Genomic DNA, 23,806 nt, shown 5'->3' on the forward strand with positions numbered 1-23,806 from the left:
AACGGGATTTTTTGTTTAATTTTCATCCTCAAAATTCAATACTTCATAATATGAAAAAACTAACCTTGCTAATCTTATTTCTTACAGCACTTGCCTGCCAGAAAAAAGACCAAACAGAAAAACCAGCAGCCGTTACAGACGAACACAGCTACTCAAAACCAGAGCTTGCAGTAGTTAAACACCTTGATCTTGAAATTAAAGTTGATTTTGACACACAAACTATCTCAGGAAAAGCTTCTTGGCAAATTGACAATCTCAGCAAAGGAAATGAGATTATCTTTGATGAAAACACTTTAAACATTACAAAAGTAACTTTAGGCGACGAAGAGAAAGAAACCAAATTTGAATTGGGTGCTGAAACTGAATTTCACGGAAAACCGCTTCATATTACTATTGAACCGAATACAACTAAAGTAAACATCTATTACAATACAACCAAGGATGCTGTTGCACTTCAATGGTTAAAACCAGAGCAGACCGCTGATAAAAAGAAACCATTCTTGTTTTCTCAAGGAGAAAGCGTATGGTCAAGAACTTGGATTCCTTGTCAAGATTCACCAGGAATTCGTTTTACTTATAATGCAAAAGTTACCGTTCCTAAAGATTTATTAGCCGTTATGAGTGCTGTAAATCCGCAGAAGAAAAATGACACTGGAGTTTATACTTTCAAACAAGATAAAGCTATTCCGTCTTATCTAATGGCAATTGCCGTTGGAGATATTGAATTTCAAGCAATCGACAATAGAACTGGAGTTTATGCAGAACCATCAATGCTGAAAAAATCAGCTTGGGAATTTGCTGAACTCGGAAATATGGTTATAGCGGCAGAAAAACTTTATGGCCCTTACCGATGGGGACGTTACGATGTTTTGGTTTTACCTCCAAGTTTCCCTTATGGCGGAATGGAAAATCCTAACTTAACTTTCTTAACTCCAGGAGTTATTGCTGGCGATCGTTCTTTAACAAGCTTGTTAGCACACGAATTAGGCCACAGCTGGAGCGGAAACCTGGTTACAAATGCCACTTGGGATGATATTTGGCTAAACGAAGGATTCACCACTTATGTTGAACATAGAATTGGTGAAGCAATCTTTGGTAAAAAAGAATTCGAAATGCAAAATGTTATCATCAACAAAGAATTGACTGACAACGTTGCAGAATATGGCGATACAAATCCAGACACAAGATTAAAAGTTAGTTTGACAGGAAGAAATCCCGATGACGGAATCAGCCAAATTCCTTACGTCAAAGGATATGCTTTCTTAAGAGTTATTGAAAATGCAGTTGGACGCGCCAAATTCGATCCTTTTATTAAAAATTACTTTGATTCGCATGCTTTCAAATCAATTACTACAGAAGATTTCGTGAAATATCTAAACGAAAATCTAATTAAAGATAACAAAGCATTAGCAGATAAAATCAAATTAGAAGACTGGATTTACAAACCCGGAATTCCATCAAATATTCTTCCTGTAAGTTCAGCCGACTTTGACGCTATTGATAAAATTCAGAAAAGCTGGAGAGAAACAGGCGTTGCAGGTTTAAGCAAAAAAATAACAACCACTGCAGAAAAACAACACTTTATAGACCATCTTCCTACTGATATTACAGCAAAAGAAATAGAAGCGATTGATAATGAATTCAACTTTACAAAAGGTAGCAATTTCATCATTAAACGTCAATGGTTTGTTCAGGCGCTACGCCACCAATACAAACCAGCATATCCTGCAATTGAGCAATTCCTGATTGGAATCAGCAGAACTGGATCTGTGATGATGCTGTATAAAGAAATGGTTAAAACCCCAGAAGGAAAAGTTTGGGCAAAACAAGTTTTTGATAAAGCAAAATCTGGTTATCATGCTACAACAATTCAAGCTGTTGAAGGTATTTTGAAATAGTTTTCAGTCGCAGTCGCAGTTTTCAGATAACAGCTTACTGAGACTGAGAACAAAAAATCCCCAATTACATTACGTAATCGGGGATTTTTTGTTTTAAACAGCCAGCAGGGAAAATTATCCATCACATAGCGTACATTCTCCATGTTGTAAAATCTGTAATCGTCGCAACTTTGTAATGTCAAAAGACAACAACAAATAACAACTTTAAAAATTAAATAAAATGACACGATTAACAGCATTAAACCCAGAAGAAGTTACAGGAAAAACTAAAGATTTATTCAACGCAGTTCAGGCAAAATTAGGAGTTGTTCCAAACATGATGCGAACAATGGGAAATTCTCCAGCAGTTCTAGAAGGATATTTAAATTTAAGCGGTGCATTAAGTCACGGAAAACTAAGCGCAAAAACTGGCGAATTAATTGCTTTAGCAGTTTCAGAAAGCAACTCATGTGATTACTGTTTAGCAGCTCACACATTTATTGGAGAAAAATTAGTTAAAGCAGATCCAGCTGTTTTACACGCAGCAAGAACAGGAAATTCAGCAGATGCAAAAACTAGCGCCATTTTACAATTGGCCAAAACATTAATCAATAAAAATGGTTTAGTAAACGATGAAGATGTAAACAAAGCTAAAAACGCAGGAGTTTCTGATGCTGAAATAGCCGAAACTATCGCCCATGTAGCTTTGAATGTTTTAACGAACTACTTTAATAATGTAGCAAACACAGAAATTGATTTTCCAGAAGTTTCTAGCTTAGAATTACAAAATTAATACACCAAAAAACAAACTGTAAAGATAGCTATGAAATGATTCATAGCTATCTTTACAGTTTCAAAAACAGTCTGTTATGAATTCTTCAAACGTTTTCACTTTAATAAATCCTCAAAATGGCAATTTGGCCTTCAAAATTCTTTCATTTGATGACAACAGCCATTTCGACCATTTACAGCGAAATAACTATTATTCTTTAATTTGGATAACCAAAGGAAAAGGCAAAGTAAAAGCTGATTTTTCAGAACATCAATTTGAAGAAAATTCACTCCTAGCCTTTTCACCTTATCAGCCTTTTATGCTTTGCGTGAACGAACCGATTGAAGGAATTGCGATTCATTTTCACCCAGACTTTTACTGTATTCACATGCACCAGAAAGAGGTTTCCTGCAATGGCGTCCTATTCAACAATATTTATCAGCCTCCCTATGTGCAGGTTACAAAACAGGCAGAACAAACTTTTAATATGGTTATTGACCAAATGAAAGCTGAAATTCAAAATGCCGAATTAGCACAATATGAATTACTTATTTCTTATTTGAAGATTTTTTTAATTACCGCTTCTAGATTAAAAACGGAACAATTAGAAGAAATGAAATCGGTTCCAGATTCAAAAGAACCACTAATTCTTCAAAGTTTAAAAGATGCAATCGAACTGAATTTCAAAACCAAACATTCCGCAGGAAATTATGCAGATTTGCTGAATATTTCTCCAAAAGCATTAGCTAAATTAGCTAAGAACTATTTCAACAAAACGCTAACCGATTTAATATCTGAAAGAATCATTATTGAAGCCAAAAGAGAATTATACATGACCAACAAAACGGTCAAAGAAATTGCTTATGAATTAGGTTATGATGACGAACATTATTTCAGCCGTTTCTTTAAAACGAATGCAGATGTTTCGCCTCAAATTTATCGTGAAACGGTAGGATTTGGTAAAATGCAAGCTTAGTTTAGAGTCGCAGTTTTCAGTCGCAGTTTGCTGATTACTGCAAACTGTTACTGATTACTTATTTTTCGCTTCAATCCATTTCGACATATACATGGTGCTTTTATAAGCATGATGTTGCAATAAATTACCCATAAAATTATGAAGACGATGACTTTGAGAATCAGATAAAAGAGAATTTATCAGCGAAACTAATTCATTTGAATAACTGCTTTTTTGATAACATGCGGCAATAATCGCAATTCCATTTTTTTGAGATTCCTTCCAGAGACTTTCATCTCGATAAAGTGAGATTGCTTTTTTTGCAAACTCCTCTGGATTATCTTCAATAAAACCATTCCAAGGTAAATCTAAATGCATCGCTTCGGAACCAATTGAAGATGTAACACTTGGCGTTCCGCATTGCATCGCTTCCAATAATTTCCCTTTTAAGCCCGCTCCAAAACGAATTGGCGCCAAAACTACTCTTGCATTTTTCACCACTTCATTAGCATCTTCTGCCCTTCCCATAATATAAAAGCCATTTTTAGGCTGATGTAATTGCAAAACTTTTTGTGACGGATAAGCGCCGTAAACTTCTAAAACTGCTTCTGGAAAATCCTTTTTCACAAAAGCCCAAACAGCTTCTTTTAGATATTGAACGGTATTCCAATTGGGCTCATGAAGAAAATTTCCAATGAAAACAAAGTTTTTTCGATCCTCAAAAGAAGGCAGTTTCTGAAGATCCTCCTCATTCATTTTTTCGACCAAAAACGGAAGATAGAATAACAAATCATTACTTATTTTGAAAACATCTTGCAGGACATTCATTTCAAATTCTGAAATAATCAAAGATAAATCGCACCTTAAAATACTAGCTATTTCTCGTTTCGCCACCTCTTCAGACAACAAATCTAATAGCTCAAAAGTTCGTTTTTCTTTAAAGGCTTTTTGTCTTGCAGTTCGCAAGCAATGCAAATCTTCAGTATCTAAAATTCTGATTGCTTTCGGACAATTTTCAATTATTCTCCATCCAAATTGTTCTTCAATCATAAAGCGATCAAACAAAACCACATCAGGATTTAATTTGGCGGCAAAATCATCAAAACTTGAAGAATTAAGTTCAATGCTTTTTTTAGACACTCCATATTCAGATAAATCTACCATAAAATCGCTGTCTTGTGCAGCACTGGCAAATGTAATTTCGAATCCATTTTCTTTGAAAATAGAAATTAATTGCATCATTCTTCCACCTGCCGCAGAAGAATTTGGCTCAGGCCAAACAAATCCAATAATTAAAAGTTTTTTTATCTGATTCATAATATTTGTTTCATATTACAAAATAATGCTTTTTTGCGCGGATTTGCACCCAATTTCCTGAGATTCGGTCGTAAAAAACACTAATTTTGTAGGAAACATTTTTTTGAAGGAATTATGCTAGGATTAAAGTTAGCCACAGACCCTCGCTGGGTAAATATTGTCGAGTCGAATATCGAAGAAATTTTAACGGATCATGCCTGGTGCGAACAAAAAGCGGCTTCAAATGCGATAAGCATTGTTACCTATAACTCTGAATTAGAAGAGTTAGTGACTGAAATGCTGGTAATTGCAAGGGAAGAACTGGAACATTTACAAATGGTTCACGACGTAATCAAAAAACGTGGCCTTACTTTGGGACGCGAGCGCAAAGATCATTATGTAAATGAGCTTTTTAAATTCATGAAGAAAGACGGAAGCCGAAGAGACGCTCTTTGTGACCGATTACTATTTTCTGCCATGATTGAAGCCAGAAGTTGTGAGCGTTTTAAAGTACTTTCTGAAAACATTAAAGATGAAGAATTAGCTAAATTCTACCGTGATTTAATGATTTCTGAAGCAGGCCATTATACTACTTTTTTAGGATTTGCCAGAAAATATCAAGACAATATTGATATTGACAAACGCTGGAAAGAATGGATTGAATACGAAGGTTCCATTATTTCCAATTACGGAAAAAACGAAACTGTACACGGGTAATCTTTTCTGAATATTTCCAAAAACAAATAGCAAAATAACATGACTGCAACCAAAAAAAAATCCATTATATTAAAAATCCTTAAATATCTTGGAATAACCTTTGTTGTTATTATAGGATTATTGTTTTTAACGCCTATTATTTTTGCGGATAAAATTAAAGAGCAAATTAAAAAAACTGCAAACGAAAAACTTAGTGCAGAATTAAATTATTCTGATGTTTCCGTTTCATTCTTTCATCATTTCCCTTCACTGACATTGACTTTAAGCGACTTAAACCTTAATGGTTCTGCTCCTTATGCTAAAGAAAAATTCATTACCGCAAAGGAAGTTTCTTTTGGAATAAATGTTGCCAGCCTAGTTTTCAGCAAAGCGGTAAAAATTGATCAAATTTACTTGTCAGATTCTTTTATCAATGTAAAAGTAAATGCAAAAGGTGAGGCAAATTACAATATCTACAAGTCTTCAAAACCTTCAAACCCAAAAGACAGTACCGAAACCGCTTTAAAATTAGAACGAATTGAAATCTTAAATAGTAAAATAATTTACGATGATCTATCAACGAAAGTTCATTTTGATGCTTTTGGCTTTAATTATTTAGGCAAAGGCGACTTAAACAAATCGGTTTTTGATCTTTATTCAAAAGCCAAAGTAGAAAAACTGAATATTGTTTATGAAGGTGAACCTTATTTAATGAATAAAAAAATCGATGCCGATTTGATTACAAAGGTAAACGTGAATTCATTGTCGTTTTTCTTCCAGCAGAATAACTTAAAAATAAACCAGCTTTTAGTTGATTTTAAAGGAAACTTCGACTTTTTGAAAGATGGCTACAACATGGATTTTGTAATAAAATCAAATAATAGCAAACTATATGATGTTTTTACTGCCTTTCCTCCAAAATACATTACTTGGCTTTCTAAAACCGAATTGAAAGGAAATACCAATCTTCTTTTGACATTAAAAGGCGATTATATTGCTTCAAAAAACATTGCACCAGAACTTGATCTGGATTTAAAAATCGACAGCGGCTTTGTGAATTACAACAAAAGTGCTTTTCCTGTTTCAAATTTAAATCTGGACATAAAAACTAGAGTTCCGTCATTAAATCCGGATCTAGCTGTCATTGACGCTAAAAATATTTCCTTAAACATAAATCAGGATTATTTAAAATCAAAATTCCATGTAACCGGCGTCAACACACCAGTTATTAATGCCGATTTTAAAGCAAAAATCAATCTTGAAAAATTGACAAAAGCACTGGGAATTCCTGACATTGAACTAAAAGGCATCTTAACTTCAGATGTAAAAGCGAACGGAAAATTTGATCAAAAAAACAAGCTTTTTCCAGTTACAAATGGAACTATTAATTTGGAAAACGGTTATTTAAAAACAAAATATTACCCAAATCCAATAACAAATATTATCGTTAAATCTCAGATTAACAACCAAAAAGGAACTTATGATGATTTAAAAGTAAAACTAAAACCGGCGCAGTTTACCTTTGAAGGAAAACCTGTTTTTGTTGATGCTGATTTGAGCAATTTTGTTGATTTAACTTACGACATCAAAGCAAAAGGTGAACTTGACGTAAACAAAATCTACAAAGTTTTTTCTCAAAAAGGACTTGATTTAGACGGATTTGTAAAAGCTGATGTGGTTTTGAAAGGAAAACAAAGTGATGCTGAAAAAGGAAATTACAGCAAACTGCACAACAAAGGAACTCTTGAGCTGCGAAATATTGGCATTACATCTGAATATCTTCCTAAAAAGTTTGTCATCAAAGAAGGCATCTTTAAAATCAATCAAGACAAAATGTACTTCAATAATTTTCTAGCCGCTTACGGTCAATCTGATTTTAGAATGAATGGGTACTTGCAGAACGTTTTTAATTATGCGACTACTAATACAGGCGTTTTAAGAGGTTCCTTCAATGCTACTTCTCGTTATATCAATGTTGATGAATTTATGTCGGAGACAACAGCCGGGACTTCTGTAACAGAAAATTCAGCCCCAAAACCCGAAACAAAAACCGAAATTGCTCAAAAAGGTGTTATTATTATTCCGACTAATTTGAATTTAAAATTTACAGCAAATGCTCAAAAAGTTAATTTCGACAAATTAAATCTTCAAAACGCTACCGGAAACCTAAGCATGAATAAAGGCAAACTGACAATGCAAAACACAGGTTTTGATTTAATTGGCTGCAAGGTAACTATGAATGCCAATTACCAGGCCACAACTCCTCAAAAGGCAAATTTTGATTATGCTATAAAAGCAACTGATTTTGACATTAAAAGAGCTTATAACGAAATTGAAGTTTTTAGAAAAATGGCCAGCGCTGCCGAAAAAGCACAAGGAATTGTCTCTTTGGATTATCAGCTAAAAGGTCGTTTGAATGCAAATATGGAACCCGTTTATCCTTCTTTAGTTGGAGGCGGAACCCTTTCAGTAAAAGACGTAAAAGTTCGTGGATTGAAAATGTTTACTGCAGTAAGCAAAGAAACAAATTCTGAATCGATGAAAAATCCTGATCTTTCTAAAGTTGACATTAAAACTACAATCAAAAACAATATAATGACTGTTGAACGTTTTAAATTTAAGTTTGCGGGTTTCAGACCAAGAATTGAAGGCAAAACAACTTTAGACGGAAAACTTAATTTAAAAATGCGTTTGGGACTACCACCTTTTGGTATTTTTGGCATTCCACTTACCGTTACAGGAACACAGGATAATCCAAAAATAAAGGTTGGCAAAAAAACCGAAGATCTTGAAGAAACTAAGGATACAGAGGAATAAAATTTCAATTTTGAATCCCGAAGCTTCGGAACCACATTCCAATGTTCATCATAGTCCTTTGTCAAAGTTTAAAACTTTGGCAAAGGTTTTTTTTCTCAAATCTGCACCACAATCTTGTCATTGCGAGAAACGAAGCAACCACATTAACAATAGTAACATTGATTGATAGCATATGTGATTGCTTCGTTTCTCGCAATGACTAAAAACAAAAAACCCGATCATTTCTGAACGGGTTTTTTATAAAAAGTAATCTTTGATTATTATGCCTCAAATGGGATAATAGATACATAAGATTTGTTATCTCTTTTCTTTTGGAACTTAACAACTCCAGCTACTCTTGCGTGTAGTGTGTGATCTTTACTGATGTAAACGTTTTCACCTGGATTATGTTTTGAACCTCTTTGTCTAACGATGATGTTACCAGCAATAGCAGCTTGACCACCATAAATCTTAACGCCTAAACGTTTTGATTCTGATTCTCTACCATTCTTCGAACTACCGACACCTTTCTTGTGAGCCATGACGTATGAGTTTAAATATTGTTATTATTCTTTAGTAGCTTCTTTTTTTGCTTTTGGAGCTGCTTTTTTCGCTTTTGGAGCTTCTACTTCTTCAGTAGCTGCTTCTTCTGCTACAACTGCTTTTTTAGCCGCTGCTTTTTTAGTTCCTCCTGCTGCAGTAATACCTTCAATTACAATTTGAGTAAGATATTGTCTGTGACCATTTCTCTTTTTGTATCCTTTTCTTCTTTTCTTTTTGAAAACGATAACTTTATCACCTTTTAAGTGTTGTAACACTTTAGCTTCTACTGAAGCACCTTCTATAGCTGGGGCGCCTAAAGTTACATTTCCATTATCATCTAATAAAAGAACTTTGTCAAAAGAAACTTTTGAACCTTCTTCATTAGCTAAACGGTGAACATAAACCTTTAAGTCTTTGCTTACTTTAAATTGTTGCCCTGCTATCTCTACGATTGCATACATATCAAATTGATTTATTGATTTTTAAGGTTGCAAATATACAACTAAAAATTTACTACGCAATCCCTTGCTACAAAAATATTTTCTTTGGCTTTAAAGACTGTTTTACAGGGCTTTTTAATCATTCTCTAACTAAAAAAAGATGTAAAATACTATTAATTCTAACCTATAAAAGCACAAATCTTAAAACAATACACAAAAAAGACTATTTTTGGAGTAACTATAATCGACTTTTTGCTACCTACTTACTTTAGGTATTATAAATTTATTAATCGCATATGAAAAATTCAATAATGATGTTAAGTGCAGCACTAATGCTCGGCGGAGTAGCTCATGCTCAAAAGGTAGCTTTTGAAGAGTATAATTTAGATAACGGAATGCATGTAATTCTGCATAACGATCCATCGGCACCTGTGGTTATTACTTCTGTAATGTATCACGTTGGCTCCAAAGATGAGCGCCCGGACAGAACAGGTTTTGCACATTTTTTCGAACATTTATTATTTGAAGGAACTCAAAACATAAAGCGCGGCGAATGGATGAAAATCGTTACTGCAAATGGAGGCGTAAACAACGCCAACACTTCAGACGACAGAACTTACTATTACGAAGTTTTTCCGTCAAACAATTTAGAACTTGGTTTATGGATGGAATCTGAGCGTCTAATGCATCCAATTATTAATAAAATTGGAGTTGATACGCAAAATGAAGTCGTAAAAGAAGAAAAAAGAATGCGTTACGACAATCAGCCTTACGGAAATATTCTCCCAGAAGTTAAAAAGAATATGTTCAAAAATCACCCGTATCGCTGGACAACTATCGGCTCAATGAAAGATCTAGATGCCGCAACTCTTGAAGAATTTCAGGCATTCAATAAAAAATTCTATACGCCAAATAATGCTGTTTTAGTAGTTGCTGGAGATTTTGATAAGACCAAAGCCAAAGAATGGGTTCAGAAATATTTTGGCCCGATTCCGAAAGGCGAAGAAGTTAAAAAGCAAACTTACACCGAAGAGCCGATTACGCAGACTATAAAAGCAACTTACGAAGATCCTAACATTCAGATTCCGATGGTTGTTGCTTCTTACAGAACACCTTCAATGAAAACCAGAGATGCAAGGGTTTTAGATTTAATATCGTCTTATTTAAGTGACGGAAAAAGCTCTAAGTTGTACAAAAAAATCGTTGACGATAAAAAAATGGCACTTCAAATTGGCGCCGTAGGTTTTAGTCAAGAAGATTACGGAACATACATTTTATATGGATTGCCAATGGCGCCTTATACAACTGCGGATATTTTAAAAGAAATAGATGAAGAAATCGTAAAAATTCAAACCGATTTGATTTCTGAAAAAGATTACGAAAAATTACAAAACAAATTCGATAATAATTTTGTGAATGCAAATGCTAGCGTAGAAGGAATTGCCGAAAATCTTGCTTCTTATTATTTGCTTTACGGAGATGTTAACCTAATCAATACTGAAATTGATATGTATCACTCTATAACGAGAGAGGAAATCAGAGAAGTTGCCAAGAAATATTTAAATCCGAACCAACGCTTGATTTTAGATTATATACCAACCGTAAAATCTCAAAACTAAGAATATCGAATCATGAAAAAAATATATACTTTTTTAATCCTTTTTTTCCTAACTGGAATTATGACAGCACAAGATCGTCCACAGCCAAAACCAGGAAACTCTCCTGTAGTCAATATTAAAAAGCCTCAAACTTTTGTGTTGTCAAACGGCATGAAAGTTTTAGTTGTTGAAAACCATAAATTACCAAGAGTCAGTTTCAATTTAACACTTGACAATGCTCCTTTTACAGAAGGAAACAAAAAAGGTGTCGACGAATTGACCAGCAGTTTGATTGGAAACGGAACCAAAAAAACAACCAAAGAAGCTTTTAACGAAGAAATTGATTTTTACGGAGCAAGCATCAGTTTTTCTTCTTCAGGCGCTTATGGAAGTTCTTTATCAAAATATTCTGGACGTGTTTTAGAACTTCTTGCTGAAGGTGCTTTACAACCAAATTTCACTCAAACTGAATTTGACAAAGAAAAAGCAAAACTTTTAGAAGGACTTAAAGCCGACGAAAAAAGCGTTCCGGCCATTGCTACTCGCGTAGTTGATGTTTTGGCTTTCGGAAAAAATCATCCTTCTGGAGAATATTTATCTGAAGAAACAGTAAAAAATGTAACACTGGCAGATGTTCAGACAAATTACAATACATATTTTGTTCCAGAAAATGCGTATTTAGTAATTATTGGCGATGTTAAGTTTAAAGAAACCAAAACTGCTGTAGAAAAACTTTTTGGAGGATGGAAAAAACAAGCCGCACCAAAAAACACGTATCCAAATCCGGAAAACGCATCTAAACTTCAAATCGATTTTGTTGATGTTCCAAATGCAGTACAATCTGAGATTTCATTGGTAAACACTGTGAATTTAAAAATGAGCGATCCTGATTTTTTCCCTGCAGTTATTGCTAACCAAATTTTAGGAGGTGACTTCAACAGTTACTTAAACATGAATTTACGCGAACAGCACGGCTGGACGTATGGCGCAAATTCAAACATTGGAAGCGGAAAATATGTAACTAAATTTAAAGCTTCTTCTGCTGTTAGAAATACAGTTACAGACAGTGCAGTGGTTCAATTCATTAAAGAAATAAAAAGAATCCGCACTGAAAAAGTTGATCCAGAAGTTTTAAGAAATGTAAAAGCAGGCTATATCGGTCGTTTTGTTATGCAGGTTGAAAAACCTCAAGCTGTAGCACGTTATGCTTTAAATATTGAAACAGAAAAACTTCCGGCTGATTTCTATGAAAAATATATTCAAACTATAAACAACGTAACTGCCGATGATATTTACCGTGTTGCAAACAAGTATTTCTTGCTTGACAATATGCGAATTGTTATTGCAGGAAAAGGTTCTGATGTAATTTCTGGTTTAGAAAAGCTTCAAATTCCAATTTATTATTTTGATAAATACGGAAATTCTGTTGAAAAACCAGCAACTAAAAAAGAAACTCCTTCAAATGTTACCGCACAAACCGTTTTTCAAAATTATATTAAAGCAATTGGTGGCGAAAAAGCAGTAACAGCCGTAAAAACACTTTACATGAACGGAAGCACTACAATTCCGCAGGCTCCTACTCCACTGACTTTTACTTCAAAATTAGATTCAAAAGGAAAAATGATGGTTTCGCTTGCTATGGGAACTATGAATTTAATGAAACAGGTTGTCAATGACAAAGGCGCTTATATTGAACAGCAAGGCCAACACAAAAATCTAGAAGGTGATGATCTTAAAGAAATGAAGGCAAACGCAGCACCTTTTGAAGAATTACAATTGCAAAAAAGAACAGATTTAAAAGTTGACAGCATCGAATCAATTAATGGAAGCGACGCTTATGCTATAAAAGACGGAAAAACAACTTATTTTTATGATGTAAAATCAGGATTAAAAGTTGCGGAGTCTAAAGTTCGTGAACAAGGCGGAAAATCAGCAACACAAATAACAAACTTTGGCGATTATAAAGAAGTAAAAGGCGTAAAGGTTCCTTTTAATTTGATTCAGAATGTTGGTTTCGAATTAGACATCAAAATGTCTGATATCAAAATAAATGAAGGAGTTTCTGATGCAGATTTTTTGTAGAAGATACTAAGACACTAAGATTCTAAGGCACTAAGTTGCTAAGTTATCTTTCCCATAGGCTTTGTCAAAGTTTAAAACTTTGACAAAGCTTTTTTTTATGAATGACTTTGTCAGGCTGAGCGGAGTCGAAGCCCCGTTCCAATTGGCGCACCCTTCGACTTAGCTCAGGATGACATTCATTTAGAACAACTTTTATTTCTTCGCCGATAAATAAACTCCAATCAAAATAATAAAGGCACCAAAAAACTGAATTGGCGTTAGCATTTCATTATCTAATAATCCCCAAAAGAAAGCGACAATCGGAATTAAATAAGTAACCGAAGTTGCAAAAACTGGAGAAGACATTTGTATCAATTTAAAGAACAAAACATTTGCAATTCCGGTTCCTAATACACCCAGAATAAGCACAAAAAATATGGAATGTTGCGTGACATCGATATTAATTCGTTGAGAAATATCTGTCGTGCTTAAAATAATTAATGCAGGCAAAAGCAAAACCGTAAAATTTCCGGTTGTAATACTTAATGAATTTAAATCAGATAAATACTTTTTGATCAAGTTGACATTTATTGCATAACAAAGCGTTGCAATTACCACCAAAACCACATAATAGTAATTTTGTCCCGGATGTGCTGATGCACCACTGAGAACCAAGAGCAAACAGCCTACCAACCCAACAAAAACACCTAAAACCTGTCGTTTTTGAAATTGAATTCCGAAAATCAGAATTCCTAAAACCAAAGTATTTAAAGGCGTAAGCGAATTCAAAATCGCTACAATTGAACTATCAACCTGTGTTTCGGCAATGGCAAAAAGATAAGCCGGTGTAAAAGTTCCGAAAAAGGAAGTTATGGCAACGAATTTCCATTGGCGAAGCGAAATTTTCTTCAAACTGTTAAATCCGACGATCAATAAAAACAAAGCGGCAAAAATAATTCGGAATGAACCAACCTGAATTGCTGTTAAACCAACCAATCCTCTTTTGATTAAAATAAAAGAACTTCCCCAAATAAGAGAAAGAACCAACAAATAAGCCCACTTTAACTGTTTTGCATCCATAAACACCATTTTACTGCAAAATTGTACTATTTTTATGAACTGACCTCTTGAATTTTATTAATTTTGCAACAAACATATTGACAACTTAAAATTCTATATAATGAAATTCACAAAAATAATAGCATCGCTAGTCCTTGCGGGTTTAGTATTCGTAAGCTGTAAAAAGGAAGAAGATAAAAACTTGGCTAACATAAAACCTTTAGAAACAACTTCTAAACAAAAAACAATTGCTGCTGAAAATGTACAAACGGCAAGTTTCGAAATTGAAGGAATGACTTGCGCAATGGGATGTGCCAAAACAATCGAAAAAGAATTATCAAATCTTGATGGAGTTGAAAAAGCTGCAGTTGATTTTGATAAAAAAACAGCAACCGTAACTTTTGACAAAACTGTTGAGAACCAAGAATCTTTAATTAAAGTTGTTCAAGGAACTGGAGACGGAAAAACATATAAGGTTTTGAATTTTAAATCTTAATTTAAAGTTTTAGAAAACAAAAAAAAGGCGTTCAAATGAACGCCGTTTTTTTATCTTTTTATCTCCATTTCAAAGTCTCCATAAGCCTTTGCATATCATTTTTGATATAACTCGCCGCCGGCATAATTGAATCAAAATTAGGTTTGGCATAAAAATAAACTGAACCTGTTATAAAGTGTTTTGTACTGTCTGTAACGTAAAATTGAGAGTTTGTGGCCGCGTTTCCGTCAACTTGATAAAACATTCCGTACACCTTTTTTTCTGGATTTAAATACGGCTGTTCTAAAATATCATCGGCTTTGATAACGTGCTCGTAAGTAAGTTTTTGAGCATCTTTTAAAAGCTTATTAATATCACCGTGTACAGGTTTATAAGTCAAATAAATTGTGGCTTTCATTTTTGGATATGTAATCGCAAATCCGCAATCTTTTTCGCCTTTAATAATCGCCGCTTCATTCATATCAAAAGCAAATGGACAATTATTCTCAAAATGAACATATTTCGCTTCCGGATAATCTAAACGCAGAAAACTTGCCGGTTTTGGCAATACATCATCTTTACAACTTACTACAGTCAGAGTCAATAAAATTACTGCCGTTGAAATTATCTTTTTTAACATCTTAATCTATCGTTACTTTTATTTGTTTTATACGCTTTTTATCTACCGTTTCTATTGTAAAAACACAGTTTTCAAAAGCTATTTTTTGATCTTTTTTAGGGAAATTGCCCAAAATTTCCAAGATAAATCCCGCCAGAGTTTCTGCTTCGCCTTTACGGGATTCAAAAACATTTTCATCAACATCAATAATTCTGTAGAAATCTTTCAAATTGATTTTTCCTTCAAAAAGAAAATTCTTTTCATCGATCTGCGAAAAATTCAAATTTTCATCATCAAACTCGTCACTAATATCGCCTACTATTTCCTCGATAACATCTTCTAAAGAAACTAATCCCGAAGTTCCGCCATATTCATCCACGACAATCGCCAAATGACTTTTCAGACTTTGAAAATCTTTTAACAAGTTATCCAGTTTTTTATTCTCGGGAACAAAAAAAGCTTCTCTTATTAAAGAAGTCCAGTCAAATTCTTCTTTATCAATATAAGGCAACAAATCTTTTACAAACAAAACGCCTTCAATTTGATCTATATTGTCTCTATAAACCGGAATTCTCGAAAATCCTTTTTCTATAATTTTAGAACAAACTGCCGCAAAAGGTTCTGAAATTTCTAAGGCAAAAATATCAATTCTCGGACTCATAACCTGTTTGGTATCTGTATTCCCAAAAGAAACAATTCCTTCTAATATTTTTTGTTCTTCAGTTGATGTTCCTTCAGAATCAGTCAGCTCTAAAGCCTGAGAAATTTGATTTATAGAAAAGCTATTCTTTTGCTTCCCTAATTTATGTTGCAAATATAGAGTAAGACTGCGCATCGGCAAACTTATTGGCGAAAGTAATTTGTCTAAAAAAGCGATTGGGTACACAACACGTTTTGCAAATTTCAGATTGTTTCGGCTGGCATAAACTTTAGGCAAAACTTCGGCAAATAATAAAATGAGAAAAGTAACTAGAATCACTTCTAAAAAGAATTTAAAAGCAGGCGAAGTTATATTAGAAAAAATATTTCGGCCAATAAAGGAGAACAAAATAACAACCCCGATATTCAAGAAATTATTAGCAACTAAAAGGGTTGCCAGCAATTTTTTAGGTTTGTCCAAAAGATTGGAAATGGTTTTTCCTTTTGAGAGATTTTCCTGCAAGGCATCGTCTAAATCTTTTTGTGATAATGAAAAAAGAGCGACTTCGGCGCCTGAAACAATGGCTGATAAAAACAGCAAAATAAATATTCCGACAAAACCAATGATTAAATTGGTGTCTAAAGTTGTAGTAAAAAATAAACTGGGCTCTGGGTCCAAATTAAAAAGAATTAGTTAAACAATCAAAAAGGCAAGTCGTTTACGGGCAAGCCTTCATTTGCGGCGTCAAAGTTAGTATTTTTTGTGGATTCTGACTCGTGATTTGGTCTATGATTTCCTGTTTCTTTTTTGGTAGTCAAGAAAGTAAACTCCGTTACCTGAATTTCTGTAGTATATTTTGTTGTACCGTCTTCTGCTTGCCATTGGCGCGATTTTATTCGTCCTTCGACATATATTTTGTCTCCTTTAGATAAATACTTTTCACAAATTTCGGCGGCTTTATTACGTACAACTAAATTATGCCACTCTGTCGAAGTTATCTTTTCGTTCGTTGTTTTATTGATGTACACTTCGTTTGTAGCCAGCTGAAAACGTCCTATGCAATTTCCTCCATCAAAATAATGCATTTTCACGTCATCTCCCAAATGGCCAATTAACATCACCTTATTTAATGTTCCGTTCATAGTTTTTTTGTGGTATTTCTACCAAAGATACATTTTTTTAGCAATTTATTTCTTGCTTTTCAATAAAATTATAAATCACAATTGGAAAAGGAAAACTTTTTAACTCCTTGGTGTTCACACCGTTCCGTAGTTCATTACTAATTTTTACTTTCCAAAACTGTATATGGAGATGCTGGTGCGAAAGTTTATGCACAACAGTCGTTTCTGCACATTCCTCTATACCTATAATAGTATAGGAAGGAAAAATATCATTTTGAACTGCTTTTGCAACCAAATCAAACCCAACAATTTCATCAGTTTCTAAAAGTGGAAATTCATATAAGTTATGCCAAATTCCTTTTGCAGTTCTTTTTTGAATTAAAGTATTTCCTAAAACATCTTCTAAAACCAAATAATTAAAGAAGCGGTTTGTCACTTTTGTTTTTTTCAATTTTACAGGCAAAACTGCCACTTTCTTTTTTTGCAAAGCAGCACAGCTATCGTTAAAGTCACAAACCATACAATTAGGATTTTTAGGAACACACTGCAGCGCGCCAAATTCCATTATTGCCTGATTAAAGATCGCTGGATTATCTTTTGGCATTAATTCTGCTGCCAATTCTGCAAACTCTTTTTTTGTCGCCGGCAAAGCAATATCAGATTCTATATCAAAATAACGAGAAAGAACTCTAAAAACATTTCCGTCAACAACAGGAACCGCTTCATTATAAGAAAAAGAAGCTATCGCGGCGGCAGTATATTCGCCTACACCTTTTAATTTTAATAAACTTTTATAGTTTTCCGGAAAAATGCCGTTGAGCTCATTTGCCACATATTGAGCTGTTTTATGCAAATTTCGAGCTCTAGAATAATATCCTAACCCTTGCCAAAGTTTTAAAACTTGTTCTTCTGAGGCATTTGCTAAATCAAATACAGTAGGAAATTCCTTCGTAAAAGCAAAAAAATAAGGCATTCCTTGAGCAACTCGAGTTTGCTGCAGCATAATTTCTGAGAGCCAAATCAGGTACGGATCGGCCGTTTTACGCCAAGGCAAATCGCGCTGGTTTTGTAAATACCAATTTATCAACACGTTATGAAAATCCATTTAAAAATACTTAGAAAACAAAAGTAAATGTTTATGTAATTAAAATTTAACGATTTAGCTTGATTAATTATTTTTTTAATTCCTATATTTGCAAACTCAAAAAAATAGTACATCATTTATAAAATAAAATAGGAAAGAAAATGACGAAAGCAGATATCGTAGCGAAAATTTCAGAGAAACTAGGTCTTGAAAAAGGAGATGTTCAAGCAACAGTAGAAACTTTTATGGAAGAAGTTAAAACTTCATTGGAAACTGGAGACAATGTTTACCTAAGAGGTTTCGGAAGCTTTATCGTTAAAACAAGAGCTGAAAAGACTGGTAGAAACATTTCAAAAAACACTACAATTAAAATTCCAGCACACAACATCCCTGCGTTTAAACCTGCAAAAGTTTTTGTAGAAGGAGTAAAAACGAACAACGAAGCAAAATAATACTATTAATTAACATAAAATCTGACACGATATGCCAAGTGGTAAAAAAAGAAAGAGACATAAGGTAGCTACTCACAAACGTAAAAAAAGAGCGAGAGCTAACCGTCACAAAAAGAAAAAGTAGTTTTAAACTACTTTTTTCTTTTTAAACGTTCATTGAAATTGAAAAAAGATGAAAGAGTAAAGAAAATAGAAGATAGACGTAAAAATCTATTTTCTTTGTTCTATTCTCTATTAATCTTCTTTTCCCCGGGTTCAATACCTGTTAAAATATTGTTTAATCCATCTGTAGATAAGATTTTAGATTTTAGACTTAAGATTTTAGATTTTTTTTGAATCTATACTCTTCTCTCTTTTTTTTATTTTCTGAAAAAACAGATAAAAATTTACAGTGTGAATAAAGAATTAATCATTAGATCTAGTTCTGATGCCGTAGATTTTGCCTTATTAAAAGATGGAAAACTAATTGAATTACACAAAGAAGAAGAGAAAAGCAACTTTCAGGTTGGTGATATTTTTATTGCCAAAATCAGAAAACCAGTTGCAGGACTTAATGCCGCTTTTGTAAACGTAGGCTTCGAAAAAGATGCCTTTTTACATTATCACGATTTAGGTCCAAACTTAGCTTCCCAACTGAAATTCATAAAACTTGTAAGCGCAGGTAAAATAAAAGATTTCTCCCTAAAAACCTTTCAGTTTGAAAAAGAGATTGACAAAGATGGCATCATTACTGATATTTTAAGTGCCAATCAATCTGTTTTAGTTCAAGTAGTTAAAGAACCTATATCGACCAAAGGTCCAAGAATAAGTGCTGAGCTTTCTCTTGCCGGAAGATTTATCGTTCTAGTTCCTTTTTCTGACAGAGTTTCTATTTCTCAAAAAATAGAAGACAAAAAAGAAAAGGATCGTCTAAAAAAACTTGTTCTATCGATCAAACCTAAAGGATTTGGTGTTATTGTTCGCACAGTAGCCGAAGGCAAAAACGTAGCCGAATTAGAAAAAGATTTGCAGAACCTGCTTGGCAGATGGACTGCAATGTGTAAAAAATTACCAACTGCTCATCATCCATCAAAAGTATTAGGAGAGCTTAACAGAGCTTCTTCGATATTAAGAGATGTATTTAATGATACCTTCAGCGGTATTCAGATAGATGACGAAGAGTTGTACCATCAAACGAAGGAATATCTGCAAGAAATTGCACCTTCAAAACAATCGATTGTAAAGTTTTATCAATCAAATGACACTCCAATTTTCGAGAAATACAATATAGAGAGACAAATCAAAACTTCTTTTGGACGTACCGTTTCCATGAGTAAAGGCGCCTATCTTATTATTGAACACACTGAAGCTCTTCACGTTATAGACGTAAATAGTGGAAACCGTTCGAATAAGGCGACTAATCAGGAAGATACCGCCATGGAAGTAAATATGATTGCTGCCGCTGAAATTGCCAGACAACTTCGTTTGCGTGATATGGGCGGAATAATCGTAGTTGATTTTATCGATATGTCTAATCCTGAAAATAGGAAAGTCTTGTTCGACTTCTTGCGAGAAGAAATGAGCGACGATAAAGCAAAACATAAAATCTTGCCGCCTAGTAAATTTGGTTTAGTTCAAATTACCAGACAACGCGTAAGACCAGAAGTTAATATTAAGACTAGAGAAGAAGATCCAAACAATGAAAATGGCGAAATTGAAGCGCCAATTTTAATCATTGATAAAATCGCATCTGATCTGGACAGAATTTTAAAAACCCACAATAAAGTTGTGCTTAATGTACATCCGTTTGTGGCTGCATACCTCAGCAAAGGTTTTCCATCATTACGTTCAAAATGGTTTTTTGAACATAAGAAATGGGTGAAAATCATACCTCGTGACGCTTACACGTACTTAGAATACCATTTCTATGATAAAAAAGGAAATGTTATTTCAGAATAAAACAAAAAACCGCCTCTCGAAAGATTGGCGGTTTTTTTATGCGTCATTGCGAGGAACGAAGCAATCTCATTTAGTATTTAACTCTGACATTTAAAAGATTGAGATTTATTTTGTTTAGGAGCAATTTCCAGCTATCCGTTCCAATCTTTTATTTTTTAAAGAAAAAAATAAAAGGATTTTCCCTCCCATCAGGGCTAGGGAACTCATTTTCATAAGACTATTATTCTCTTACAATTTCAATTTTCCGTCTAATTTCATTTCCAGAAGCATCTACAACTGTAATATAATGTGTACCTGTTGTTGGCGTAATAGGCAGTTCATGAAAAGTTTTTGTGGTTGCTTTGTAAACATCATCAACATACCAAAACAATTCTTTATCTCTTTCAGAATACGCTACTTTTAAAATAACGGGCTGTACTTCACTGTTAAAATTCTTAGTCAAATAAATTTTACTGTTTGTTTTTGGGTAAATAAAATCCATTGTTGTAGTTTGCGTTCCTTCACAGCCTTCTTTAAAAGGTGGCAATGGCAAATATTCTATATGCTGACTTTTATAATACCAAGCCATAACGGGAGGCAGTACAAACCAATTTTTAGTAACAATATTCTCGACACTTTCACAGCTGCTGTTTACCTGAAACTGTTCCGTTTTATCTAAATGAATCGTTTTATGATACGGACAAACTTTTGTTGATTTTCCTTTTTTAGCCACCCACTGTTTTATTTTCGGACAGTTTTCTTTTGCCAGATAACCGCTTAATCGGCAAACTTCAACTTCTTCTAAATCTTTATACGGAATATCAAACCATCTTTGTCTTGGCAGTAAATTAAAAACGTCGAATAAAATTGGTGCAGCGCTGGTAACTCCAGTCAATGTTGGCCTTCCTTCTCCGGTTGCATTTCCAACCCAAATTCCGACAACATATCTTGAATTGGTTCCAATAGCCCAGGCATCGCGATTCCCAAAACTTGTTCCTGTTTTCCATGCAATTTTTAAAGAACTGTCGTAAAATTTCCAAGCTTCATCTCCTTCTGGCCTGTTTACTTCTTCCATTGCGTTATATGTCAACCAGATTGATCCTGCACCCAAAATATTCTTTTGATCGGTTTCTGAACCAAAATCGGGCTTAAAATCATTTTTATAATTTAATTCTGTAAACTCATTAGTTCTATATTTTGCCTGATTTTTAGCATAATAATTTAATGTTGAGGATAAGTTCGCATACGTTCGGCACAAATCCCACAAATTACTTTCGGCACCGCCCAAAATTAGCGACAAACCATAATGATCTGGGGTTTTATTAATATCTCTTAATTTAAATTTTTGCAGTTCTTCATAAAATTTATTTACGCCAAAATCCTGCAGCATCAAAACAGCAGGAATATTCAGTGAACGCGACAATGCGCGATGTGCCGGAACAGCTCCGTCAAAAGTAAGGTTGAAATTCTGCGGTGTATAACCTGAAATTTGTGTCGGAATATCAGCAACTAATGTATTTGGCAATAATTCGCCGTCATCTAGCATTGCGCCATATAAAAGCGGTTTTAAAATACTTCCTGTACTTCGAGGCGCATCAATAATATCAACATCTTTTTGGTGATCTGAATCGGCTGGAGAATTTCCAACATAACTCATTACGTTCCTGTTTTGAACATCAATTACCAAAATAGCTAAATTATGGACCTCATTTTGCTTGTATTGATTGTAATAATACCTCGCAATTTGATTTACACGATTCTGCAACGCATAATCTATCGTGGTCTTCACTCTAGTTCCTTCTTCATTTTTAGCCACTCGCTGCAGTAAATGTGGTGCGATTTGAGGCAAATCATACGGTTTCTGCGGCAAAGGTTCTTCTATAGAAAGTTCATACGTTTGCTTGTCAATTATTCCTTCCTGATGAAGTTTTAGCAAAAGTCGGTTACGCTTGTTTAGTAATTTTATCTGATTTTTTCCCGGATAAATTAAACTTGGCGCATTTGGCAACACAGCCAAAACAGCATTTTCTGCCCAAGATAATTGATTGGCCTGAACACCAAAATAACGCCAAGAAGCCATTTCTAGTCCAACAACATTCCCACCAAATGGCGCATGAGCCGCATACATTTCGAGAATTTCATCTTTTGAATATCCTAATTCTAATCTTGTTGCTAAAATGATTTCGATAATTTTCTCGAAATAGGTTCTGTTTTTTCCTTTTCGAGATAATCGAATAACCTGCTGTGTTAATGTACTTCCTCCTCTTACTACTTTTCCAGCTTTTTTGTTTTGTTTAAATGCATTTACCATTGCACCTGGATTAAATCCTGGATGTTTGTAGAAATATTCGTCTTCAAAATAAACGATACATTTTTTGAATTTATCCGGAACACTGTCCTGCGCCGGAAACCGCCATTGTCCGTCACGAGCGATTTTGGCTCCGAGCAATTCTCCTTCTTTGCTTTCAATCACCGTAGAATAAGGTTCTTTAAACAAAGTTCGAGGTACAGAGAAATAATAAATCAGCAAGAGTATAAATACAATTGCTGATTTTATTTTATTTCTTTTTATCCAATTTATAATGCGTTGCGAGAACGCTATTAATTTATTTTTCAATGTAACTCGAGAGTTTTTTTAATATCCTAACAGGTTTTAAAAACCTGTTAGGTATCTTTTTAATAATAACTATAAGAAAATCAACTTTCTCTTAATATCATACCTAAAAGGCTTTGAAAACCTATTGGGAGAGAAAACTACTTTTAATCATCACTTAAACTTACGTCATTAAGCACTCCTTCATAAATAATCCTTCTTTCGTCATGACAAAATTTAAAATTTCCTAAATCATCAAACAATTCAAGAATAAACTGTCTATCAATACTACTTTGTTTATCTGTCAAGTAAGAACGATAAGATGAATGTAAATAATTTTCGAAGTCTTCAGTAAATTTATGCTTAATCGGATTCAAATGAACATAAATGATTAATTGCTTTAAATAATTTTCATTTTCAATTCTATTACGTTGCAAATGTTCTTGAAATAGACTGCCACTTCTATTATACGATTTATTAATACTTTTAGAATAGGAATTAAATAAATTTGAAAATGGCAAATGAATTTTTCCTTTAAATTTTTCCGGAGTATCTTCTCTCTCCTTAATTCGTAAAACTATATGGAAATGATTTTTAAGCAAGCAATAGGCATAAATATCTGCGATCGGAACAATATATTTCTTTAATTTTTCTAGAAAATAATTATAATTCTTTTCCTCAACAAAAATATTCTCTTTATTATTTCCTCGATTGTAAATATGATAATATTGCCCATGTTCAAAAATATCCCTCTTCAACTTTTATAATCTTCTTAATTTATTATTTCTCACTTTTATTATCCTAACAGGTTT

The 23,806-nt window shown here is 33.7% G+C and carries 20 protein-coding genes; 10 read left to right on the forward strand and 10 right to left on the reverse strand.

Annotation, left to right across the window (positions count from 1 at the left end):
• Nucleotides 1–50 precede the first annotated feature (50 nt).
• The 3 genes from EV145_RS00240 to EV145_RS00250 all read left to right on the forward strand — a co-directional run bounded on the left by EV145_RS00240 (nt 51) and on the right by EV145_RS00250 (nt 3,625).
• Nucleotides 51–1,898, forward strand: coding sequence for a hydrolase/aminopeptidase (locus tag EV145_RS00240; RefSeq protein ID WP_133523249.1), 1,848 nt, complete (start codon nt 51–53; stop codon nt 1,896–1,898).
• 220 nt (nt 1,899–2,118) lie between these two features.
• Nucleotides 2,119–2,670, forward strand: coding sequence for a carboxymuconolactone decarboxylase family protein (locus EV145_RS00245; protein WP_133523250.1), 552 nt, complete (start codon nt 2,119–2,121; stop codon nt 2,668–2,670).
• 76 nt (nt 2,671–2,746) lie between these two features.
• Nucleotides 2,747–3,625, forward strand: coding sequence for a helix-turn-helix domain-containing protein (locus EV145_RS00250; RefSeq protein WP_133523251.1), 879 nt, complete (start codon nt 2,747–2,749; stop codon nt 3,623–3,625).
• A 54-nt stretch (nt 3,626–3,679) separates the two neighbouring features.
• Here the strand turns inward: EV145_RS00250 and EV145_RS00255 are convergent, their stop codons facing one another.
• Complete coding sequence (locus tag EV145_RS00255) at nt 3,680–4,921, reverse strand: glycosyltransferase family 4 protein (protein ID WP_133523252.1); 1,242 nt, start codon at nt 4,919–4,921, stop codon at nt 3,680–3,682.
• A gap of 114 nt (nt 4,922–5,035) precedes the next feature.
• Between EV145_RS00255 and EV145_RS00260 the strand changes: the two genes are divergently transcribed.
• Entirely contained in the window at nt 5,036–5,617 is a 582-nt protein-coding gene (locus tag EV145_RS00260; protein ID WP_133523253.1) for a tRNA-(ms[2]io[6]A)-hydroxylase, read from the forward strand.
• Nucleotides 5,618–5,656: 39 nt separating this feature from the next.
• Entirely contained in the window at nt 5,657–8,413 is a 2,757-nt protein-coding gene (locus EV145_RS00265) for an AsmA-like C-terminal region-containing protein (RefSeq protein ID WP_133523254.1), read from the forward strand.
• A gap of 260 nt (nt 8,414–8,673) precedes the next feature.
• On the opposite strand, the gene rpmA is transcribed toward EV145_RS00265, so the two are convergent.
• Entirely contained in the window at nt 8,674–8,934 is a 261-nt protein-coding gene (rpmA, locus tag EV145_RS00270) for a 50S ribosomal protein L27 (RefSeq protein WP_012023622.1), read from the reverse strand.
• Between the two features lie 24 nt (nt 8,935–8,958).
• On the reverse strand, nt 8,959–9,396 hold the full coding sequence (rplU, locus tag EV145_RS00275; RefSeq protein WP_073412831.1) for a 50S ribosomal protein L21: 438 nt from the start codon (nt 9,394–9,396) through the stop codon (nt 8,959–8,961).
• Nucleotides 9,397–9,671: 275 nt separating this feature from the next.
• On the opposite strand from rplU, the gene EV145_RS00280 reads away from it, so the two are divergent.
• Both EV145_RS00280 and EV145_RS00285 read left to right on the forward strand, forming a co-directional pair.
• Nucleotides 9,672–10,994: a M16 family metallopeptidase gene (locus EV145_RS00280; protein ID WP_133523255.1), complete on the forward strand. Its 1,323-nt coding sequence runs from the start codon at nt 9,672–9,674 to the stop codon at nt 10,992–10,994.
• 12 nt (nt 10,995–11,006) lie between these two features.
• Nucleotides 11,007–13,055, forward strand: a complete 2,049-nt coding sequence (locus EV145_RS00285; protein WP_208110880.1) for an insulinase family protein — start codon at nt 11,007–11,009, stop codon at nt 13,053–13,055.
• Between the two features lie 192 nt (nt 13,056–13,247).
• Here EV145_RS00285 and EV145_RS00290 read toward each other — a convergent pair whose 3' ends face one another.
• Nucleotides 13,248–14,114, reverse strand: coding sequence for a DMT family transporter (locus tag EV145_RS00290; protein WP_133523256.1), 867 nt, complete (start codon nt 14,112–14,114; stop codon nt 13,248–13,250).
• 100 nt (nt 14,115–14,214) lie between these two features.
• Here EV145_RS00290 and EV145_RS00295 point away from each other — a divergent pair, with 100 nt between their 5' ends.
• A complete protein-coding gene (locus EV145_RS00295; protein ID WP_133523257.1) occupies nt 14,215–14,589 on the forward strand; it encodes a heavy-metal-associated domain-containing protein in 375 nt (124 codons plus the stop codon).
• A gap of 58 nt (nt 14,590–14,647) precedes the next feature.
• On the opposite strand, the gene gldD is transcribed toward EV145_RS00295, so the two are convergent.
• From gldD to mutY, 4 genes are read right to left on the reverse strand one after another with little or no spacing between them, the layout of a single operon-like run.
• A complete protein-coding gene (gene gldD / locus EV145_RS00300) occupies nt 14,648–15,208 on the reverse strand; it encodes a gliding motility lipoprotein GldD (RefSeq protein WP_133523258.1) in 561 nt (186 codons plus the stop codon).
• A gap of 1 nt (nt 15,209) precedes the next feature.
• Nucleotides 15,210–16,505, reverse strand: a complete 1,296-nt coding sequence (locus EV145_RS00305; RefSeq protein WP_133523259.1) for a gliding motility-associated protein GldE — start codon at nt 16,503–16,505, stop codon at nt 15,210–15,212.
• 23 nt (nt 16,506–16,528) lie between these two features.
• Entirely contained in the window at nt 16,529–16,969 is a 441-nt protein-coding gene (locus tag EV145_RS00310; protein WP_133523260.1) for a single-stranded DNA-binding protein, read from the reverse strand.
• Between the two features lie 37 nt (nt 16,970–17,006).
• Nucleotides 17,007–18,053 (reverse strand): A/G-specific adenine glycosylase, encoded by a 1,047-nt coding sequence (gene mutY, locus EV145_RS00315; protein WP_133523261.1) that lies wholly within the window; start codon nt 18,051–18,053, stop codon nt 17,007–17,009.
• A 140-nt stretch (nt 18,054–18,193) separates the two neighbouring features.
• Between mutY and EV145_RS00320 the strand changes: the two genes are divergently transcribed.
• A complete protein-coding gene (locus EV145_RS00320; RefSeq protein WP_007805026.1) occupies nt 18,194–18,484 on the forward strand; it encodes an HU family DNA-binding protein in 291 nt (96 codons plus the stop codon).
• Between the two features lie 393 nt (nt 18,485–18,877).
• Nucleotides 18,878–20,422, forward strand: coding sequence for a ribonuclease E/G (locus tag EV145_RS00325; RefSeq protein WP_133523262.1), 1,545 nt, complete (start codon nt 18,878–18,880; stop codon nt 20,420–20,422).
• Nucleotides 20,423–20,642: 220 nt separating this feature from the next.
• On the opposite strand, the gene pbpC is transcribed toward EV145_RS00325, so the two are convergent.
• Complete coding sequence (gene pbpC / locus EV145_RS00330) at nt 20,643–23,018, reverse strand: penicillin-binding protein 1C (protein WP_133523263.1); 2,376 nt, start codon at nt 23,016–23,018, stop codon at nt 20,643–20,645.
• A 143-nt stretch (nt 23,019–23,161) separates the two neighbouring features.
• Nucleotides 23,162–23,752, reverse strand: coding sequence for a transposase (locus EV145_RS00335; RefSeq protein ID WP_133523264.1), 591 nt, complete (start codon nt 23,750–23,752; stop codon nt 23,162–23,164).
• Nucleotides 23,753–23,806 lie beyond the last annotated feature (54 nt).

Origin of the sequence: Flavobacterium sp. 245 (assembly GCF_004362055.1) — a bacterium.
Classification (GTDB): domain Bacteria; phylum Bacteroidota; class Bacteroidia; order Flavobacteriales; family Flavobacteriaceae; genus Flavobacterium.

Bases quoted from the DNA above. Each gene is read 5' to 3' on its own strand.
- EV145_RS00240 (WP_133523249.1), top strand. From the start codon at position 51: ATGAAAAAACTAACCTTGCTAATCTTATTTCTTACAGCACTTGCCTGC.
- EV145_RS00245 (WP_133523250.1), top strand. From the start codon at position 2,119: ATGACACGATTAACAGCATTAAACCCAGAAGAAGTTACAGGAAAAACT.
- EV145_RS00250 (WP_133523251.1), top strand. From the start codon at position 2,747: ATGAATTCTTCAAACGTTTTCACTTTAATAAATCCTCAAAATGGCAAT.
- EV145_RS00255 (WP_133523252.1), bottom strand. From the start codon at position 4,921: ATGAATCAGATAAAAAAACTTTTAATTATTGGATTTGTTTGGCCTGAG.
- EV145_RS00260 (WP_133523253.1), top strand. From the start codon at position 5,036: ATGCTAGGATTAAAGTTAGCCACAGACCCTCGCTGGGTAAATATTGTC.
- EV145_RS00265 (WP_133523254.1), top strand. From the start codon at position 5,657: ATGACTGCAACCAAAAAAAAATCCATTATATTAAAAATCCTTAAATAT.
- rpmA (WP_012023622.1), bottom strand. From the start codon at position 8,934: ATGGCTCACAAGAAAGGTGTCGGTAGTTCGAAGAATGGTAGAGAATCA.
- rplU (WP_073412831.1), bottom strand. From the start codon at position 9,396: ATGTATGCAATCGTAGAGATAGCAGGGCAACAATTTAAAGTAAGCAAA.
- EV145_RS00280 (WP_133523255.1), top strand. From the start codon at position 9,672: ATGAAAAATTCAATAATGATGTTAAGTGCAGCACTAATGCTCGGCGGA.
- EV145_RS00285 (WP_208110880.1), top strand. From the start codon at position 11,007: ATGAAAAAAATATATACTTTTTTAATCCTTTTTTTCCTAACTGGAATT.
- EV145_RS00290 (WP_133523256.1), bottom strand. From the start codon at position 14,114: ATGGATGCAAAACAGTTAAAGTGGGCTTATTTGTTGGTTCTTTCTCTT.
- EV145_RS00295 (WP_133523257.1), top strand. From the start codon at position 14,215: ATGAAATTCACAAAAATAATAGCATCGCTAGTCCTTGCGGGTTTAGTA.
- gldD (WP_133523258.1), bottom strand. From the start codon at position 15,208: ATGTTAAAAAAGATAATTTCAACGGCAGTAATTTTATTGACTCTGACT.
- EV145_RS00310 (WP_133523260.1), bottom strand. From the start codon at position 16,969: ATGAACGGAACATTAAATAAGGTGATGTTAATTGGCCATTTGGGAGAT.
- mutY (WP_133523261.1), bottom strand. From the start codon at position 18,053: ATGGATTTTCATAACGTGTTGATAAATTGGTATTTACAAAACCAGCGC.
- EV145_RS00320 (WP_007805026.1), top strand. From the start codon at position 18,194: ATGACGAAAGCAGATATCGTAGCGAAAATTTCAGAGAAACTAGGTCTT.